Source organism: Bartonella queenslandensis AUST/NH15 (assembly GCF_000312585.1).
In the GTDB taxonomy this organism is placed as follows: domain Bacteria; phylum Pseudomonadota; class Alphaproteobacteria; order Rhizobiales; family Rhizobiaceae; genus Bartonella; species Bartonella queenslandensis_A.
Genome location: NZ_HE997986.1, coordinates 14,844 through 31,792 on the forward strand (window position 1 = coordinate 14,844; position 16,949 = coordinate 31,792).

Sequence of the window (16,949 nt, forward strand, 5' to 3'; positions counted from 1 at the left end):
TATTAAAATGTTCGCTATTGTGGAGAAAGAGTAGAAGTCCATATAGGTTTAGTATATGAAAATCTGTAATATTTGAAATTTGTTTCTATATGGTATGTTGAATTGGATATTGTCACACTGAAAGATTTTTATGCTTCTGCTCTTGGACTGCGTGTACAAAAGACGCTGTGTGACCAATTGAATTTATGGTGGCCTAATCTTACGGATAAACGGGTTATGGGGTTGGGGTATACACTTCCCTATCTTTCTACATTACGTGATCGTACCCAACAATGTTTTGCTTTTATGCCAGCTAGGCAAGGAGCTTCGCCTTGGCCTTGTGTTGAGCAAGTTGCTACAGCGCTTGTTTTTGAAGAAGATTTACCGCTTTCTGATGCATCAGTTGATTGTATTTTATTGGTCCATGCATTAGAATATACAGAGAATTCATTTGAAACGTTGAATGAAATATGGCGTGTTTTAGCACCCAATGGTCATTTGATTGTCATTGTTCCTAATCGCTCTGGTTTTTGGGCACGCAATACGACTACACCCTTTGGTTATGGCGAACCCTATACTCGGCAACAGATTACGCGTTTATTTGAAAAAACAAATTTTGTTTCTGAAGCAATCCAAGAAATTGTCCATTATATACCCTCTACAGGTCATGTTTCGCGATTGTTCTCATTTTTTTATGAGCCATTTGCACGCCATCTTTTTCCTTATTTTGGTGGACTCTTAATCTGTCAGGCACAAAAACGTGTTTATCAGGGGTTGCTTGTACAGCGTCGTCAGTCGCGACGTGTTTTTATTCCTGCTTTATCCCCACAGACAAGAAATATTTTAATTTATAAAGATCATTAATCATTTTGTCATTGGTATAAGGACCGCAAATTTATGAGGCTTCTTTCATCTCAAATTGCCCTCATATTGAATCAAACAAAATCATTTGCTTTCAGGTAACAAACGGGTAGACCATGTGGCTAAAAATTGGATAAGAAAGAACATGTTTCTTATAGACTGTCTCAAGAGTTGTAAGATTATCGCAACATTTTAGAACAGGCCCAAGTATGTGATGGTGCTAGCCTGCCCTTTTGTTCAACATAAAGATGGGGCTGCTTAATGGCTTTCTTTATCGTTAGGATAAACATATCATATAACTATTATCCTGTTTCTTAAGAGAAGATAAGTAAAGGATGGAGAAAAAATATCTCTCAATTTAGGTGAGTAAGTGTGAGGTAAAGCAGCGCGTGAAGCGGCATCTTTAAAAAATAATCATGAATATCGATATGCTAAAGAAAATGGTTATGATAAAGCAATGTTGCTACGAGATCTTACGATTATTTGTATGCGAAATATATTTAAAATTTTAAAGAGAGCAAAAACATATGAAGCAGAAGCTGCCAAGTATATCGTAAAAGGCATTTTTATTGCGGGTTTTCGTGTTGGAATATTTTCATAATGGGGGCTGTATTTTGTCATAAGAGTGCCGATAAGGGCAGTTTTATACAGCACTACTCAAATAGCATGTAAGCATTTTTTTCAGCCTTGTTTTTGTTTTAATGCAAAGAAAGATTGAAAATATTAAAATTATTTTTGAAACGATCCATATCAAATTAGAGGTTTAAACGATAACCATTTTGATCTGTCATAAGAATTTGTGCATTGGAGGGATCATTTTCGATTTTTTGTCGTAAACGATAGATATGGGTTTCTAAAGTATGGGTGATAACGTTTTCATTATACCCCCACACTTGTTCTAACAATGTTTCACGGCTGACAATTTTATCATTAGCATAATAAAGGCATTTGAGAATTGCTGCTTCTTTTTCTGTGAGATAGATTTCATTGTTGCATTGATCAAGAAGGAGTTTTTGTCTTAGTTTAAAAGTATAGGGGCCAATATGAAAGATTGAGTCTTCATTTTGGTCATATTGGCGCAACTGTGCTCGAATTCGCGCTAATAACACCGCAAAGCGAAAGGGTTTTGTCACATAATCATTGGCGCCTGTTTCAAGATCTAAAATGGTATCGCAGTCTGTATCATTATTCGTGATCATGATAATGGGGGCGCGAAATCCTTGGGTGCGTAATTGTTTAACGGCTTTGCGACCCTCAAGATCAGGAAGTGCAAGTCCTAAAATAGCGAGATCAATATTTTCTTCTTGGACTATTTTCATTCCCCCTTCAGCTGTTTTTGCTTGGAAAATTTCAAACTCTTGATGCATTTGCAATTGTTCTACCAAAATGGGGCGTAGATCATCATCTTCAACGATTAAAAAAGTATAGTTGTTCATGTTGTTCCTTATCGGCATGTTAATGCACTGATTGGTAAAGAGTAGTTTCATAAAAAATGAGATTTCATGCAAGAAAAATTAAAAGAGGAAAGTTTAAAAAGAGAGTCTCTAAAAAATAAACTTTTATGATTTTATGGTCGTTTGCTAAAAAGAAGATATATCATTGTGCGCAGAATATTTATACATTGATTGAAAGCGTTGTGTTATAAGCTAGAACGTTTTTTGCCATTGGATACCACCTCTTTACGCTTATATTAGAGAGAAACAAGCCGGTACCATCATATGCTTGGGGCTTCTCAATGTTGAGACCCTTGGTATTTGAGACTCTTTATAAAAGATATGTTTTTGATCCACGAAGACTTTTCTGCTTTTAATGTGCAAAGGACATGATTTTGATTGATTGAACATGGAACGGGTTTGGAATGAGAAAAATCTTACGGTATGAAGGGACTCTCATTTCACATGCGAGCAATGAACACTCCTTATAAATCAGTATGATGTGTTTTTAAGCGTGAAGAGAATTGTATAATATCTAGTACATAGTACTGTTTAGGAGAATTTCACGGTCATTTTTATTGTTTTTTCGTTGCATTTGTATACGAAATGGTCGGTGTCGTGCTCGTCGTGTTGTCCATTATAATCGTTGAGTAAGTCTGCCCTTGAGTCATGCTGAAAAGATGGATCATGAACAGAGTGTTTGTGCAATTTTAGCGGGCTGTATTGAGAAAGGGTGTAGAATAAAAAAAATAACAAGGAAAAATATATTAGCATGAGAACACGTAAAGGGATGCATTGTGCTCGCTCTTCTGTACTAGGAAGTATTTTTTCATATGATTAGATGAATAAAAATGATTGTTTTAAGATAAAAGCATTTCCTTCTTAAGGTTGCCCATTAAACACACTTCTTTCCATTCATCTTCTGTCACCGGTTGTATTGATAAGCGGCTGGCATTGACCAGAACCATATTTGCTAGCTTGGGATTGGCTTTAATTTGTTTTAATGAAACAGGTGTTGGCATGTCACAAAGTGCACGGATATCCACACATTCCCAGCGTGGATCAGAGCTTGTAGAATCAGGGTGTGCTTCAGCACATATTTCGACAATGCCTACAATTTCTAAACCTTTATTTGAGTGATAAAAAAAGCCTTTATCACCATATTTCATGGCACGCATATTATTACGGGCTTGATAATTGCGGACACCATCCCATTGTTCGCCATCCGCTCCTTTTTTCTTTTGCATCTCCCATGACCATTTATGAGGTTCAGATTTAAAAAGCCAATAAGCCATACGTTTTCCTTTTTCATAGATTGCTATGCATTCATCATGTGCATATTATTTATAAGCATCTTTGTAACACCATCAATGATGATTTTTAAAACGGAGTAAAGAACGGGTATTATCTGTTTTTGGTTTCAAAATAATTTGTAATAGAGGAGTACGCTCCAATTAATAATGTTGTATTTTTCTTATCTTTTAGCAGAAAAATGTATCATAAAAAAATAGACTTAAAATTGCTCAGCTATGTGGAGGCTTGACTATCTTTTCGGCTGTGGTTTGAAACGTTCTCACTAGAGGTGCATTGGAAAAAATTTAGCAAGAAAATTAGTTTTGAAGAGTTACTACAATGGTTGTGAAACAAAATAAATGGTCAAAGGTTATGGTGTCAAAGAATAGTTTGATATTATACTTGGTGGGGTAGGGTGCGTCTTATTATGCCATAAAATATTGTCATTTGAGGTGTGGTGATATAGGGCAAGTTTCCTTGAAGTATGAAGTGTTTTTAAAATATATGATGAATATTTAAGTTTGCCTATCGCGCTTTGAGTTGAGTGAATCGTGTGAAATGAGACGCAAATAAAATCGTTTGCAGGTGGAAAATTGATTCAATAACCATCTGGATGTTTACAGACCGGATTGAGTGAAAATCTTCGTTCTTTGAAAGGTGAGGAAAATTAATTTTCTTATGCTTTTGTCCCACGGCGTCCCATCCCGATCAAGGGTATGGCTTTTTCATCTAATGGCCAGCGTGAGCGAGGAGCAATATCAAGAGAGCTCGTTTCTCCTTGTGCGAGCTTGTGTGCACCGGCAAAAGCAATCATGGCTGCATTATCGGTACACAAGGAAAGAGGAGGCGCTATAAATTCAAAACCATGTTGGTGAGCAAGTTCTTGCAATGTAGAGCGAAGTGCTCGGTTTGCAGCCACGCCGCCCGCGACAACTAAAGCAGGAGAATGCTTTCCTTGATTATGAGAGAGAGGATATTGGTTGGTAAAGTGTTGTAGAGCCAAATGAACACGATCACGCACTGTATCGGTCACGGCAGCTTGAAAACTTGCTGCAATGTCAGCAACATCATTTTCTGTAAGAGGCGCTATGGCTGTTGCGGCTTGTCGAACAGCTGTTTTGAGTCCTGAAAAGGAAAAATCTAACCGTTTTTCACCTTTTAAAGGTCGTGGAAGAGGGAAGCGATTTTTATCACCCAATAAAGCTGCTTTTTCAAGTGCTGGTCCACCAGGATAAGGAAGACCTAAAAGTTTGGCAGTTTTATCAAAGGCTTCTCCTAATGCATCATCAATGGTGGTTCCTAAACGCTGATAGTTGCCTATTCCATGAACAAGGATTGTTTGTGTATGACCCCCTGAAACTAAAAGTAATAAATAAGGAAACTTGACATTGTGCGTTAATACAGCTGTTAAAGCATGCCCCTCTAAGTGATTTACAGCAATAAATGGTTTTCCAGTGGCAAGAGAGAGTGCTTTTGCGCTCATAACGCCTACCAATAGCCCCCCTATCAAACCAGGTCCACTGGTGGCTGCAATGCCATCAATATCTTTTAATTTTATGTTTGCTTCTGTGAGGGCTTGAAGAATTAAATGATCAAGAATTTCAACATGGGCACGAGCAGCAATTTCAGGAACAACACCGCCGTAAGGGGCATGATGATCAATTTGACTCCAAACAATATTGGAAAGAATTCGGCTGTTTAATTCATTATTGTATTCAATGACAGCCGCAGCCGTTTCATCACAACTTGTTTCTATTCCCAACAGACGCATTTTAAAGGGGACCTTATATTGAAGCTTCTTTCCTACGTGCGTATCATGAACAGAAAAAGATGCAAAGGATTTCTCTTAAGAATTGATTTTTCTATGAGAGAATGCATTTTAATCCTTATTTTGAATTTTATGGCATTCTTGATTAACAAATGAAGCTGTATTTTTAGTATAAAATTCAGATGTGTTTTTAAAAACTTGTCTATTAAAGTTTATCATTGTAAATATTACTGAGAAAAATGTTATTTAGAAAATTTCTATAAAGTTATACTCTTTGTAAAAGGAATGTAAAGTAAACAAAGATATTTGAGAAAAGCTTCATCTTTAAAACTTTTTTCATTTTATTATTTTATCATCAAAGAAAATGTGCACAAAAAGTGACAGAGATGGTCGATTCTTCAAAACCAAAAGTTAAATCACATTATGTTGGTACGCGCCGTAAGAAGCCCGTCATTGAACATGAAGTTGTTTCCCATGATTCAGAGAAAAAAATACAAGATTCTGTAGAATCTCATGCACAAGAAAAACAGAATATGCAAGCTCAGGATAAAAGTACTTCTCGTACGGCTTGGCTTTTGTTGCTTCTTTCAGGGATTCTAGGGGGAAGCATTGCCTTGGGGGTTTTTGTGGTGCTTCAATGGGCGGGTTTGTTTCCTTCTCCCTTTGTGGAAAATTCAGTTGGAGAGAAAAACGTTTTGCAGATTGCTAAAGCTGCAAAAAGCCAAGGTGAAGAAACAAGAAAACAATTGGAGCGGGTGTTTCAAGAAATTGATGCGTTAAAAGCAGAGTTTTCTTCTTTTTCATCACAACAGTTTAAAACAACGACAAATAATGAGTTATCGAAAGAAGAAAGTAGGCAAGCTTTTGCAATTTTAGAGGAAAAAGTAAAAGTTCTTGAAGAGGCTGTACAAACTCTTGTTGGGGCGCCAAAAGAGATAGAAATGGCTTTGTCTGTTGGACAGAGCAATGCAAATGATCTTGCTGCGTTAAAAAAACAGTTGGAAGCATTTCAGGAGGAAATTACTGTTAAAAATAGTGAGAAAAGAGAAAGTGAGAAAAGAGAAATAGATACGGCGCTCTTTACAGCAATCAGTTCATTAAAAAATGCTGTAGAACGGGGTGGGTCTTATAGCAATGAATTAAAGCTGTTACAGCAATTATCACCCTCGATTGATGGACTTGATGTGTTGCAAAAGACAGCCACTGTAGGGCTTCCAAGTTCAGCACAGCTTTCAGTTGATTTTGCTCATGTTGCTGATGCAATTGTTGGTACGCAAAATATTGTTGCGTCAGATGCTGGTTTTTTTGACAGAATTTTAGCGTGGATAAAAGGGCTCGTTGTTTCACGACCGATTGGAAATGTTGAAGGGACAACCCTGGGGGCCATTGCTGCGCGCATGGAAGTTGCTATCCAAGCTGGTGATTACGAAAAGGCTTTGAGCGAATGGCAATCATTGCCCCAAAATGCAAAAGATGTTTCAATGGATTTTGTTCAGAAGCTTGAAAGACATGTTACTGTTCAACAATTGTTGCAGCAATTGCTGTTGTCGGTACAACAAAGGTCTTTTAAGGCAACAAAGATGTAAATAGGATCCAGATGATACGTGTTTTTATTTATACTTTTATTGTTTGTATCCTCGGCTTAGCTTTTGGGTGGGTTGCTAATCACAATGGTGTTTTTGTCTTCACATTTTTGAACTTCAGATTTTCTGCTTCATTGCTTACAATGTTAAGTGTGCTGACTTTGCTTTTTGTAACGCTGGTACTTTTATGGTGGTTATTGTCTTTCTTTTTTTCCCTGCCGAGTGCTCTTTCCAATTATTTTTATAAACGCCATCGAAAGCGCGGTTATGAAGCTCTCTCAAAGGGAATTCTTGCAACTTTTGCTGGTGATAGTATGGTTGCACAAAAAATGGAGGAACGGGTTGCTAAATATCTTGCAGGAAAACAAGAACCGTTGGTAAAACTCTTAAAAGCACAAACCTTGTCTTTACAAAATAACTCTGTTCGTGCCATCAGTCTTTTTGAGGAGATGAGAAAGGAAGATTCAACACAACTGGTTGGACTTTACGGTTTGTTTCGTGAAGCGATGAAGAGTAAGGCTTATGAGGCCGCGCAACAATATGCAGAAGAGGCACTCACTTTATCTCCGGCGCTTTTATGGGCGCATCAGGCAGTGCTTGATCGGTTGGGTGCTGAGGGTAAATGGGATAAGGCACTTACTGTTTTTGAAAAAGCGCAAAAAGCTCTCCCACGTTCTGTTCGTTCGACTCAAGAGCGACAGCATATACAGGTTTTACTGTTAAGTGGGCAAGCACTTCATTTGTTTGATACGTATCCTGTAAAAGCTCGTGAAGCCATTTTGAAAGCCCATAAATTGGCGCCTGATTTTGTTCCAATAACAATTATAGCTGCTGATATTCTTTATAAATTAAATGAAATACGTAAAGCGGATAAAATGATTATAGCGGCTTGGAAGAAGGATCCTCATCCTGATTTGGGGACGCTTTATCTTGAAAGAGAAGAAGGAGCCATTGGGCGATTGAAAAGGGCTAAGACACTTGCTTCTTATAATAAAGATGCATTTGAGTCGGCTTTCCTTATTGCCAAAGCTGCTTTGGATGCTGGTGAAATAGCATTAGCAAGAGAGCAGGCACAAAAAGCATTGCAGCATCATCCACGGGAAAGTGTTTATTTATTATTGGCAGATATTGAAGAGGCACAGGGAAACAATCAAGGCGCTGTGCGTCAATGGCTTTCCTTGGCACTTCGTGCTGAACGTGATCCAGTATGGATGTGTGAGGGATCCATTTTTTCTTCTTGGTCAGCTGTTTCTCCAATCAGTGGACGTTTGGGTTGTTTTGAATGGAAAGCGCCTCCCCATGTACCTTCTCTTACATTAGAGGCAGTCAATATTGTGCCAAAAAGTCACGATAAAGAGGATGCTGTGGGAAAAAGTGATGCTGTTGTAGATAAGAGCTTTGAAAAAACGCCTTTAGATGATTCTTTTTTGTATAATATGCAGGTGGAGAAACAAGATATAAAAAAACAAGATGAGAAAACATTCAGCCAAATTCATTTAAACGTTGATGATCCGGGGGTTAAAACAGAAGAAGAAGGGACGTTTTTATCGAGAAAAAAATTTCGTTTATTTTAAATTGCATCAATAGGATAACTTGAGTGTTTTTTCAGAAGAAGCAATGAATGTAGAAGAAAAAAATTTATTATTCATCTTGTCCAATAAAATTATTCTCTTATGCTTTAAAAAAACGAAGTTTTGCTTTGTTACAGGGGTGATTGGTTAGAAAATGTTTTTACATCAGAGATGTCTTGGTAAAAAACAAAAAAATAGCAAGCCAAGAATTGCAGTCGTTATTCATCGGCGGTCTAACTATACTGGTCGTTTGGGAAAATTTTTACAACAAAATGGTTTTGTCCTTGATGTTTATCATCCTATTTTTGGACAAAAACTCCCTGACACATTGGAACATTACGCTGGTGTTGTTATTTTAGGGGGACCGATGAGTGTGAATGACAGTGAAGCTTATATTGGTGAGGAAATTGATTGGATTTCGTTATCGCTAAAGGAAAACAAGCCTTTTTTGGGTATTTGTCTGGGAGCGCAAATGTTAGCGCGAAATTTAGGTGCGCGCGTTGGTACAAGAAGTGATGGGACTGTTGAAGTGGGCTGGTATCCACTAGAAGTAACCCCACAAGGGAAGGAATTGATGAATTGGCCAGAAATGGTCTACCATTTTCATGATGAAGGTATTTATGATTTACCAAAAGAGGCAATGCTTTTGGCAACAGGAGATACATATCCTACGCAGGCTTTCCGTTATGGAAACAATGCATGGGGTTTACAGTTTCATGCTGAATTTACACGCGCTATGATGCGGCGTTTATTGGTGCGTTCAGCACATAAATTGACCGAAAAAGGTGCTCAACCTGCTTGTGCACATTTAAAGGGGCGTTTAATCTATGATCGAGCTTTAAGCCAATGGTTTGAAGGTGCATTACGGCAGATCTTCTGTACACCGACCGCACTTGTGTGAGTATGCGCTGTTTGTTAACATTTTTATTGTGTTGTAAAATAGTGGGTTTTTTTAAGGTTAAAGATAGAAAAATCATGTAAGCCTTTACATATAAGGTGTTTTTTGTTAAAGGTCTTTTTAAGAGAATCTTGCTTTTTGAGTTTACGAGATTTTGTATTTTGGGGCGGGAGACGATGAATTCCATGAAGTGGTCAGCGGATAAAACCCGATAGATTAAAAAGCTGGATTGTTGATAGATTGTTGAATGTTAAGAATCTTTATCCTTTTTAGGGTGGGGTGAAAATCAAAAGATAAAGAAAGTTTTAAAGTTGTCTAAATCCTCTCAAATACCATCATCACAAAAAAGTTTTTCTTTGCGCTATTTATTTTGTGGGCTGTTTTGCCTTGCTCTGATCCTTATTTATAGTGCTTTCTGGTTTTTTTTTCACGTAAAATAGAAAACTATGTTTCTGATATATCCGCAAAAGCATCTTCCGATAATATGACGGCGGTGTGTGAGGATGTGCGCAAGAGTGGTTATCCTTTACGTATCGGTATTGTTTGTGACAAGTTTCAATTTTCTTGGCCTTTATATGGGATTTCTTTATCGACGGGGCGTTTAACGGCTGGTGCACCAATTTATGCGCCTCATTTGGTCGAATTTAATGTTAATTCTCCTGCATCAATTGTTTTTTCTGGAAAAACTTCCATAGTATCTCGTTGGCGCAATTTGGTGATTGAAACAGAACCTTATTGGAAAACAGGTCAGACATTGAAGCTTATAGCTGAAGGGCTTGAATTTTCTCCTCTTGAGGATCAAAAGCTTCAAGAAGTCGTGGGATCAAAAACGGCGGATAAAAAGACAACACAACAAAATGTTGAAGATCGGACATCTTTGCAAGATATTCCTGATGTGGCTGTCCAGAAGTTAGAGCCAAAAGATGTCTCTCAAAAAATAACGACAGAATTCTTGCATCTTGATCTTAAACGTGAAAAGAATCATTTCTCAGGAAATATGACTTTTGATGGCTTTGATGTTTCTCCAATTTTTATATCTTCTTTTGTTGAAGTTCCAAAAATTGATGGCAATTTGAAATGGATTTTAAATGATGTTTCTCTTCTATCTGAAAAAGGAGGAGAAAATTGGAGACAGCATCTCTATGGAAAAAGTGGCATCTTAAAGCATGGTGAATTGGCTTTTCATACAGGTGGTGGGGTACGTATCAGTGGACCTTTTTCTTTTGATGATGAAGGATATTTGACAGCAACATTTGAACTTGTCTGTATACAGCACATGAAGTTTCTTGAGACTTTGCAACACTTGTTTCCTGAAGAAGCGGATAATTTTCAAGCATTATTTTTTATTTTGAGTACACTTCCTAAAAACGCAGATGGCGCCCCCGTTCTTCCTTTAACTATTAGTCATGGATGGGTAAAACTGGGTTTTTTAGAACTTGGTCGACTTGCTCCACTTTAAGTTTGAGAAGAAATTTTCAAGAGCGTGTCTGTATGGCAAGATATTGATTTATAGAAAGTGTTCACTGTTTTGTATTTTAATGAGATTTTTGGATATCGTAAGATTCTCTCATTTCGAATCTGTTTATGTTGAAGCAATCAAAATCATTCGCTTGCATGTTATAAGCGGGATTAGCGTGTGGATAAAATTTGTATAAGAAAGGAGTAAAATGGCTCTTATGAATTGTCTTAAGTATCAAGGTCTGTCGCAACATCCACGGGCTGGCAAAGTGTATGACGGTGCCATCTTGCTTCCTCACAAGCGTAAAGATAGGGGGGCACAGTGGATTTACCATTATACTATTCATTATTCATGGGCGCTGTCGTGAAATGATCTTGGGTGCCTTAAGAGATATTTCTTTAAAACAATCCGGTGAATGTGCAAATTAATGGCGCTCTGTTTTACGTGAAGGACATGACCCTATTAAAGAATACAATATGTAAGGGTAAGGGGATTTTGATTGATTCAATATAAACAAGATCGCAATGAGAGAAACTTAGGATACTATGACTCTCCTTATAATATGCAAAATGATAAAGTTATGATTGTAAATCAATGCGTTATGTTTTTATAATGAAAGATATTTGACAGAAAAATTTGAATTTGTTTTTTGGTTCATCTGCAGAGATTCTTGACACCTTACAGCATTTATTTGCTGCCAATCCTATAGTTTTCAAATATTATTTTTTATTTTTGATGCTCTGTTTAAAAATGCGGGATAGTGCCTCCGTTCTTCCCTTGTTGATTGTAGCTTGTCAGCAGATTTTATATATTTTTATTTAAGGTCTGTACCAATTCATTTTATTTTTAAATGATTTATAAGGAGCTCTCAAAGGTCTTTAAAGAGCTTTCAAAGCCCGTTATCCTTTTTGTTACAAAATTTCGATTTTTGCCATTTTTTACTATTTTTTCGATATTCAGATGTTCAAAATCCATTTTTACAAAACGCGCATTGAATGGTAAAAAATAGTTACCAAAACAATAAATTATTACATATTCCTTTCTAATTCCACTTGGTATAAAATCTATTGTCAGATTACATTGATATTGGTCATTGATGGATAGAACAGGGATAAAAGCTTAGCCGTTTTGTTCTGCTTTTAAATCTGAAAGTTGATGCTTTTACGTTGATAAATCAATCTTGTTGACGTTTTGAAAATGTTTACAAGAAATTCTATCGTGATAAGGGGCAGGATTTTTATTTTGGGTGCTTTATCTCAAAATGCCCCCCACTCTGTACCTTGCTAGTTTGCTGTTGTAGGATAGAATGGGAGTTTTTAACTGAGTTATTTTATACTCATTTTAAGTTTGAAAGCCAATATTTTGAAGTTGAGAAATCAATCCTGCTGCAAAAGTAAAACGAGAAATATTAAGATCATTTTCAATAAGAGCGCTAATGCGGTTTGTGATATTATGAATATCGTCTTCTTTTGTTTTTTTCCAAGTGGCAAAAGGGTCCTCTTTTTTTCCATAATTTTTGAGAATTTTCATAACGATTTTCCGTAAGCTTTTGGAAACATTTTCTTTGGCTTGGTTTAAAGCCATACTATCATAGTAATCAAGGATAGGAATTGTTCTTCTCGCTTCGTTAATTCGGTTTATACGAATGATTTGCGCAAATGAGAAATAGATTCCTGCGGTTTTAATAAGATCGCTGTTGCTTTGTTTTGCAATTAAAGAAATATCACAGATAGTTGGAGCAGCTTCCAAGAGAGCTAATTGTTTTGCTAATGCTTTTGGTGCTCCTTCTTCACTGTAGTGTTGTGCTTTTTCTTCAATTTTTTGCTTAATATCGTTATCATGAGAATGCATAAGCTCTTTTTCAATAACACTACGGGCTTGTTTTAGTGTTTTTACAATTTCTTCTAATGGACTTGAGAGATCCATGTTGTGCAAACCCCAATTGGTTGTTTCAAAAAGCATTGAGGTTATTGCTGCGTAGAATTTGTTTTGGACAAGACCGGGTATTTTGTTATCAAGTTTATCAATTTGATCAGACAATTGAGGAATTTCAAAACCATCACGGATGGCAATGAAAACGCGAATAATATTTTCAGCCTTTTTTTCTGTTGCATCGCGTAGTTGATTAACAAAAGTAGGACCACCACGATTGACAATATCGTTAGCAATCAGCGTTGCAATAATATTACGACGCAATTGATGGTTAATGACTTCCTTCTCAAAATTTTCTTGAATTTGGGTTGGAAAATAATTCAGCAAAGCTGCGTTGAAATAGTGATCATCAACAATGGGGCTATTGGCAATTTCTTCTTTGAGCGTTAATTTAGCATAGGCAAAAATAACGGCAAGCTCTGGACGGATAAGACCTTTGCCTTGGGTTGTTCTTTGCCGTAAAACTTGCTCATCAGGGAGCACTTCAACTCTGCGATCTAGAAGCTTTCTTTGTTCCAAATCATGCATGAAGCGTATTTGATAGGGTAAATCAGCCGTGCCTTGGCTTTCTGCTAAAGAAAGGGCAAGGGGTTGTAGATAATTATTGCGCAGGACGAGTTGTTCGACTTGAGGAGTCATTTCTTTTAAGAGTTTATTGCGTTCTTCGCGGGTGAGTGTTTTAGCACGAAGTGCTGATGCAAGAACAATTTTGAGATTGACCTCAATATCTGAACAATTCACACCGGCAGAATTGTCAATGGCATCCGTATTGCAGCGACCACCATTTGAGACATATTCAATCCGTCCACGTTGTGTAACACCAAGATTAGCACCTTCGCCAATAATTTTTGCACGTACCTGTTCTCCGGTAATGCGTATTGCATCATTTGCACGATCTCCTACTTGGGCATCATTTTCTGTTGTCGCACGGATATAAGTACCAATGCCACCAAACCATAAAAGATCAACAGGGGCTTTGAGAAGAGCAGAGATAATTTCAAAGGGGGTTCCTGTTTGTTTGTCGAAACCGATGGCTCTTGCTGCTTCAGGTGAGAGTGTAATGGTTTTCTCTTTTCGTGAGAAGATACCACCACCCTTTGATAATTTGCTTTGGTCGTAATCCTGCCAGCTCGAGCGAGGAAGTTTGAAGAGACGCCTGCGCTCTGCATAGCTTTCCTCTATGTTTGGATTTGGATCAATAAAGATATCGCGGTGATCAAAAGCAGCAATCAATTTTGTTTGTTTGGAAAGGAGCATTCCATTACCAAAGACATCACCAGACATATCACCAACACCAATACAGGTGAAGGGTGCTGTTTGAATATCGTGATTAAATGATTCTCGAAAATGTCTTTTGACGGCTTCCCATGCGCCTTTGGCTGTAATACCAATTTCTTTGTGGTCGTAGCCTGCTGAGCCACCAGAGGCAAAAGCATCATCGAGCCAAAAGCGTTTTTCTTGGCTGATAGCGTTGGCTGTATCAGAAAAGGTGGCTGTCCCTTTGTCTGCTGCGACAACAAAATAGGGGTCAGGATCATCATGACAGATGATATTGTGGGGCGCACTGATTTTACCGTTAACCAGATTGTCTGTGATGGAGAGTAAAGCCGTGATAAAGTCTGTATAAGCCTGTCGTGCTGCTTCTATGATGAGAGCACGGTCATTTGTTTGAGGAAGGCGATGGGGATAAAATCCACCTTTTGCACCGGCAGGAACAATAACCGCATTTTTAACTTGTTGGGCTTTGACTAAGCTAAGCACTTCGGTACGATAATCTAATGCGCGGTCAGACCAACGAATTCCGCCACGAGCGATAGGTCCAAAACGCAAATGGACCCCTTCAACTTCTGGTCCATAAACAAAAATTTCTCGATAAGGTCGTGGTTCAGGCAAACCTTCAATTTGGCGCGGATTTAATTTGGTGGCTAAAATACGCCGAGGACTGCCATCGCTAAGAGGGGTAAAGGCATTTGTTCGTAAACTCGAATCGATAAGGTTGCAATAACGGCGTAAGATAAGATCATCATCTAAACCAGATACTTTCTGTAGTTTTTCTTCAATGCGCTTTTGAATAATCTGTTGGTTTCTTTCTCGTTCTTTTGCTGGATGACTTTGATGAAATTTTAAATGGAATAAAGCATAAAGCTCTTTAGTAATATCAGGATAAGTATTTAAAGTCTGGGCGACGCGGTCTTGCGAATAAGGAATTCCAGCTTGTTGGAGATAACGCCCGTAATGGCGCAAAATAACAATTTCATGCCAATCAAGCTCAGCAGTTTGGGTGAGGGCGTTAAAAGCGTCATTATCAGCATTTTGTGCCCAAATGGCTTCAAAGGTTTCGGCAAGCTTTTGACCCTCTTTTTCAAAATCGATACAGAGTTGGAAAGTACTTTCTAGTTGCATATCATGAAGATATACGGATTGTCCGTTGCCATCTGGTAACTTAAGGGTTTGTTCCGCAATAACGCGAAACCCCATATTTTCAAGCAGTGGTACACGTTTGGAAAGAGCAAGGGCCTCATGGCGGTGAAAGAGCCGAAGAGAAATGTTCTGTTTTTCTTTGTTGTGTGCGTGATAAAAGGTCACAAAAAGGGGTTTTTTATCATGAAGACTTAGAATGTGTCTGGAATCTTTAATGGCATCTTCCGCTGAGAATAAATCACGATAGCTATTGGGAAATTCACTGGCTAGACGGGTTTGCGGCTCTGTTGTTTTGTGGGTAAGAGCGATGGATTGAACACTATCTTCCCAACTTCGTGCGATTGAACGGACATGTTGTTCAAGTGTGGCGCGCTCGTGAAGTGGAACCGTTTCGCTTACTTTGCGATGAATAATATAATAAACACGGATAAGAGTGCTTTCTAAAAATAGCGGATAGGATTCAAAAAAGTCGCCTTTATAAAGCCCAACAAAATGTTCACCAACTTTTTCACGGAGGCTGCTGCTGTATTGGTCACGTGGCACGTAGACAAGGATAGAAACAAAGCGCCCAAAAGAATCAGTGTGAACAAGCACCCGCAAACGCGGACGCTCATCTAGTTGCAGGATAAGTTTGGCATTTTCTGTTAATGTATCAATATCAGTACGAAACATCTCATCTCTTGGATAGGTTTCTAAAACACTGATGAGTGCTTTTCCTGAATAGTCAGAACGATTGTATCCAAGGCGTTGAATGATGGTTTGGGCTTTTTCTTTTAAGAAAGGAATTTGCAAAATAGAGCGTGTATAAGCTGAAGAGGTAAAAAGCCCTACAATGCGTAATTCTCCGCAGAGTTGGCCTTCTTTATCAAAGATTTTAAGACCAATATAGTCGAGCCAAACAGAACGGTGAACTTTGGAGCGGCTGTTCGCTTTTGTCACAATAAATAGGTTATCACTTTCCATAAAGGATAAGACTTCCTGAGGAGGTTCTTTCATACTTTCATTATCAACAATATGAATAGAAGCATCCCCGAGTATGCCAAGTTCAATGTTACTCGCGGTAAAGGATTTTAAAGGTTTCTGATCTTTGATGAAGTTGTAAGTGCGCATGCCAAGGAAGATGAAATTATCATCTGTAAGCCAGTGAAGAAATTCAATAGCCTTTTCGCCTTTTTGTTTGTAGTATGAGGGAAAGCTTGTTTGATAGGCATGAATGTGCTTTTCAACTTCTTCAAGCATCGGTTTCCAGTCTCGTACAGCAGCATTAACCTGCTCAAGAACTAAGGTGAGTTCATTTTCAAGTTTTTGTATCTGTTGTTTGTTTAAAGACTCGATGTGAATTTGCATCAGACTGATGCGTTTTCCAGAAGAACAATCAAGAATGGGGTGTGCAATCAAATAAATATGGTTTTTATGTTGATTGAAGACATTTAAAATAGAATCGAGAAGGAAGGGTTTGTTATCATTGACAAGCGTGACAACAGTTATAGGTCTGTTATTGCGGGTCAAATCTTGTTCAAAGCAGATGGTATTTTTTCCTGCCTGATGAAGATGGAAAGCTTTTACTGCGATGGCTGCGGCTTTTTGAAGTTCTGTATTTTCGTAATAAACAATATCTTCTTTATCAGTTTGAGCAAAAAGTATTTTTTCTATTTTATCTGGTGTGTTTTTTGTTTCTATTGTTGTTTGTTGCAACACATTCGCTCTCCATTTTTGCTCTTCAGGTCTTTTCTTGCTTTGTTTTCATAGTT

9 protein-coding genes are annotated in these 16,949 nt (G+C 37.8%); 5 read left to right on the forward strand and 4 right to left on the reverse strand.

What is annotated here, in order from left to right; genetic code table 11:
• Positions 1-72: 72 nt before the first annotated feature.
• A complete protein-coding gene (locus BN338_RS02625; protein ID WP_039758768.1) occupies positions 73-843 on the forward strand; it encodes a class I SAM-dependent methyltransferase in 771 nt (256 codons plus the stop codon).
• 752 nt (positions 844-1,595) lie between these two features.
• Here the strand turns inward: BN338_RS02625 and BN338_RS02630 are convergent.
• From BN338_RS02630 to tsaD, 3 genes are all read right to left on the reverse strand, one after another.
• Positions 1,596-2,276: a response regulator transcription factor gene (locus tag BN338_RS02630; RefSeq protein ID WP_039758769.1), complete on the reverse strand. Its 681-nt coding sequence runs from the start codon at positions 2,274-2,276 to the stop codon at positions 1,596-1,598.
• An 857-nt stretch (positions 2,277-3,133) separates the two neighbouring features.
• A complete protein-coding gene (locus tag BN338_RS02635; protein ID WP_039758771.1) occupies positions 3,134-3,568 on the reverse strand; it encodes an EVE domain-containing protein in 435 nt (144 codons plus the stop codon).
• Positions 3,569-4,242: 674 nt separating this feature from the next.
• Positions 4,243-5,337 (reverse strand): tRNA (adenosine(37)-N6)-threonylcarbamoyltransferase complex transferase subunit TsaD, encoded by a 1,095-nt coding sequence (tsaD, locus tag BN338_RS02640; protein ID WP_039758773.1) that lies wholly within the window; start codon positions 5,335-5,337, stop codon positions 4,243-4,245.
• 383 nt (positions 5,338-5,720) lie between these two features.
• Here tsaD and BN338_RS02645 point away from each other — a divergent pair, with 383 nt between their 5' ends.
• From BN338_RS02645 to BN338_RS02660, 4 genes are all read left to right on the forward strand, one after another.
• Positions 5,721-6,920: a COG4223 family protein gene (locus tag BN338_RS02645; protein WP_039758774.1), complete on the forward strand. Its 1,200-nt coding sequence runs from the start codon at positions 5,721-5,723 to the stop codon at positions 6,918-6,920.
• Between the two features lie 11 nt (positions 6,921-6,931).
• Complete coding sequence (locus tag BN338_RS02650) at positions 6,932-8,491, forward strand: heme biosynthesis protein HemY (RefSeq protein ID WP_039758776.1); 1,560 nt, start codon at positions 6,932-6,934, stop codon at positions 8,489-8,491.
• Positions 8,492-8,642: 151 nt separating this feature from the next.
• Complete coding sequence (locus tag BN338_RS02655) at positions 8,643-9,389, forward strand: glutamine amidotransferase (RefSeq protein WP_039758778.1); 747 nt, start codon at positions 8,643-8,645, stop codon at positions 9,387-9,389.
• 481 nt (positions 9,390-9,870) lie between these two features.
• A complete protein-coding gene (locus tag BN338_RS02660) occupies positions 9,871-10,845 on the forward strand; it encodes a DUF2125 domain-containing protein (RefSeq protein WP_244427596.1) in 975 nt (324 codons plus the stop codon).
• Between the two features lie 1,341 nt (positions 10,846-12,186).
• Here the strand turns inward: BN338_RS02660 and BN338_RS02675 are convergent.
• Complete coding sequence (locus BN338_RS02675) at positions 12,187-16,896, reverse strand: NAD-glutamate dehydrogenase (protein ID WP_039758781.1); 4,710 nt, start codon at positions 16,894-16,896, stop codon at positions 12,187-12,189.
• Between the last annotated feature and the right edge of the window lie 53 nt (positions 16,897-16,949).

Coding starts and splice junctions, on each gene's coding strand:
- BN338_RS02660 (WP_244427596.1), top strand. CDS start 9,871: ATGACGGCGGTGTGTGAGGATGTGCGCAAGAGTGGTTATCCTTTACGT.
- BN338_RS02635 (WP_039758771.1), bottom strand. CDS start 3,568: ATGGCTTATTGGCTTTTTAAATCTGAACCTCATAAATGGTCATGGGAG.
- BN338_RS02630 (WP_039758769.1), bottom strand. CDS start 2,276: ATGAACAACTATACTTTTTTAATCGTTGAAGATGATGATCTACGCCCC.
- BN338_RS02655 (WP_039758778.1), top strand. CDS start 8,643: ATGTTTTTACATCAGAGATGTCTTGGTAAAAAACAAAAAAATAGCAAG.
- BN338_RS02645 (WP_039758774.1), top strand. CDS start 5,721: ATGGTCGATTCTTCAAAACCAAAAGTTAAATCACATTATGTTGGTACG.
- tsaD (WP_039758773.1), bottom strand. CDS start 5,337: ATGCGTCTGTTGGGAATAGAAACAAGTTGTGATGAAACGGCTGCGGCT.
- BN338_RS02650 (WP_039758776.1), top strand. CDS start 6,932: ATGATACGTGTTTTTATTTATACTTTTATTGTTTGTATCCTCGGCTTA.